Below are 3,066 nucleotides of genomic sequence, written 5' to 3'. Positions count from 1 at the left end.
GCAGCCTTCTTAGCGGCAGCCTTCGGAGCAGCCTTCTTAGCAGCCGGCTTAGCGGCTACAGCCTTCTTTGCAACTTTCTTTTCAGCCATTTTTTTCTTCCTTATGGTTATGTTGTGAATTATCTGTGTATAAAATAATATATTTTCACAAATAATCAACACTTTTTTTCAAAAAAATTAAAAAAAGTTTATTTTTTTACAAAAAATCACTATTGAAAGAATGAAAATTCTTTAAATTGTGAGTAGTTAGTTTATCTGTAGTTGAGAAAATGAGGCTGAAATTTATTTCCCGCCGACAGGAAAAAGCGCGAATTGCAACTGGAAAACCTTGTCGCTCCCTTCGTCTTCTTCGGCGAGGAGCGCGATTTCTTTGCGGAAGGCATTGATGCGTTCCACGATGCGTTCGTAGCCTTCCTGGCTGATGCCGAGCGTAAGCCCTGAAATGTGGCGCGTACCCGGTGGGTCGCGGTCGATAGAGTCCGCCGCAAGCTTGAGACATTGCTGGTGGTAGCCGCGGAGTGCGAGTTTAGAGGTGCGGTCACCTGTGGTAATGGCGCTTTCGGTCAGAATGTATTTGCCGTTGTCGTCTTTCTTGATCAACTGACATTCTTCGAGCAACTTTACCGACTTTTTCGCCTCGTCGGCGGTAATGTGCGGATGGACCCGCTTGCCGAGCGCGTCGAAGTCGCCGTCAAAACCGAATAGTCCGATAAGGCTACGGACGGTAAGGTGCCGCCAATCCGAATACACCATGTACTGGGCGTGTCCGAGCAAGTGCTGCTTTTCGGCAAAACGTACGACCTTGAGGGCGGCCTGCATCTGTTCGAAGGCCGCGTTCCTCTCTTCGGTCGTTTCGGCCTGGTTGAACTTGACGAGCGCGATAAAGAATTCTGTTTCGTGTTTGCCGAGGCGTAGCCCCGAGGCAACCTTTGGAATGCTCTGGCTCGAAAGGTTCTTGTCGCCGTTCATCACGCGGCTGATAAAGTCCTTCGCCTTGAAACCGATTCTGTCCGAAAACACGCGGAGCGAAAAGGCGGGGTTCGCCTCTTTCTTTGCGTTATAGTAATCTTTCAAGAATTCCCGGTAGTCCAGGTACTCGAAGATTTTCTTTGTCGGTTTCGTTTCGGCCATGCCCTAAATGTAAGAAAAATATCTACTTGTGGGTATGCCTTTGATGTTTTCCCGTTGTCCAGGAACAACGCAAAATGTGACGCCCGTCAAAAAATGCTTTGAAAAAGTCTCTTGCAGATGTAGATTATAAGGGAGGGGGAATAATCCCCCTGATTGCAGCCCGTTTCACGGTCTTCCATCACCCCCAATGCGGGGACACCCCGCAACGCCCCGGAGATATCGAAAAACGGAAACGGCTGAAGAGAGGATGTATGGGTGTAAAGAATCTTGGACATCTGGCCTTTGCGGGCGTTGTCTCGTTTTTTGGAATTTCTGCAGTTCACGCTGCTGTAACCCCAACGGAGGTGGTGACGCTTCCGTCAGATGATGCCTATGGTGGTGGCGACAGGGTCGGCTCCCAGCTGGTTGCGGCGACCTATAATGCAGGTAAAGGTCCCGGCATCTGGATCGTGGCCGATGGCGGCTATAGGCTTTACCACAATGGGGTGCTCCTTGCCGAAGATAACCAGGCGGGCCGTGTCCGTTTTATCCCGATGACGTTCCTTCCCGGCGAAAACGCGATTTCGGTCGTGGGTGTGAATGGTGCGGGGGCCCCTGGCGTGATGGTGCAGATTGACGAACTGGACAAGTCTTATTATTCCGGCAGTGGCTGGAAGTCGAAACCGAGTGTTTCGGACAACAAGTGGAAAAACAAGGGCCGAGACCTTTCACAGTGGGGTAGTGCTACGACGCTCAGCTACGCCAGCGACAAGATGCCGAGCGGTGGCGCCTTGAATGGTTTTGCCGCGAATACGCAGGCCAAGTGGATTTGGACGAGTGCGGAGGCGGACCCGACGGCGGTTCTGCTCTTTACATTCTACGTGAAGGCGGAAGGCTTTGGTGCCTCCACGACGGGCGGCGATGCCGGTAAGATTGTTATCGCAAGCGATACCGCCACTATTCGTAAGCATATGCAGAGTAACGATGCGGTGACAATCCTTGTGCCCGAAGGTACTTACGACTTCAGAAAGTTCGTAGATGCGGCCACATCTGCCGCCAATTCGGGATGGACTTGGTGCAAGTCTTCCTGTGGCAACACTGTCAATTCCAACAACACCTTTTACCGTATCAGCTTTACGCAGAACAGCTGTTCCGGCCTTAGCGAACAGACCACGATGGTGTCTGCGGGTGAAATCAAGAGTTGGAGCAACTGGATTACGACCAAGGGCAACAAGAGCCTCGTGGGTATGGGCCGTGGCGCAAATATGCGCGGTGTTTCGTGGTCAAACCGTTCCTACGAAGGTGCCAAGAACAACATTTATCGCAACTTGGCCCTTTACGATGTGAACCCGCACCTTATTGAGGGGGGCGATGGTCTCGAAGTGAGCGGCAGCGGCGGCAAGGAAGTTGAAAATATGTGGTTCGACCACATCAGCTACAAGTGGATTAGCGACGGCATGGACTTGGAATATGTCAAGGGCATCACCGTTTCGTATCTAGACTATGATGGCAGCAACGAGTACAACTGCTACTATTACGATCCGTATATGCACCTGGTTGAAACGGCGCAGCTGACTTTTGCGAATGTCTATTGGCACAATTCTTTCGGACGCGTTCCCAAGGTGACGAGCGAGGCGGATGGTTCCTACGCCTCGATGGTCCACATCTACAATTCCTATGTGGATTACAACCACTGGCATGTGATTGATGCCTCCGGGAAAAGCGACAAGAAGACGCAAGTCCTTTACGAAAACAACTATGTGAAAAATCCGCAAATTCAGGTGGCCGGAAAGGATGCCTATTCCTTGATCAAGTTCAAGAATACGACGGTCACCGGAGCAAAGAGCTCCACCCCCTATAACAACAATGGAACATCTCAGGCGTCGGCATTCAACGACAATGTCTTTACGCCTTCTTATTCTTACGAACTACGCAGCAATTCAAGCCTTCCTACCGA

At 50.9% G+C, this 3,066-nt stretch carries 2 protein-coding genes; one reads left to right on the top strand and one right to left on the bottom strand.

Annotated features, from left to right (window positions below; genetic code table 11):
• Positions 1-281: 281 nt before the first annotated feature.
• On the bottom strand, positions 282-1,130 hold the full coding sequence (locus Q0W37_RS15290; protein WP_297702404.1) for a TIGR02147 family protein: 849 nt from the start codon (positions 1,128-1,130) through the stop codon (positions 282-284).
• A 251-nt stretch (positions 1,131-1,381) separates the two neighbouring features.
• Between Q0W37_RS15290 and Q0W37_RS15285 the strand changes: the two genes are divergently transcribed.
• Positions 1,382-3,066: pectate lyase (locus Q0W37_RS15285; RefSeq protein ID WP_297702403.1), on the top strand; the 1,685-nt coding region annotated here is incomplete at its 3' end.

This window comes from uncultured Fibrobacter sp., from assembly GCF_947166265.1.
Lineage (GTDB): Bacteria > Fibrobacterota > Fibrobacteria > Fibrobacterales > Fibrobacteraceae > Fibrobacter.
The sequence above is the reverse complement of the archived record's forward strand: the minus strand, read 5'-3'. Positions and strand labels throughout refer to the sequence as shown.

Excerpts from the sequence above, each read along its gene's own strand:
- Q0W37_RS15290 (WP_297702404.1), bottom strand. The coding sequence starts at position 1,130 with ATGGCCGAAACGAAACCGACAAAGAAAATCTTCGAGTACCTGGACTAC.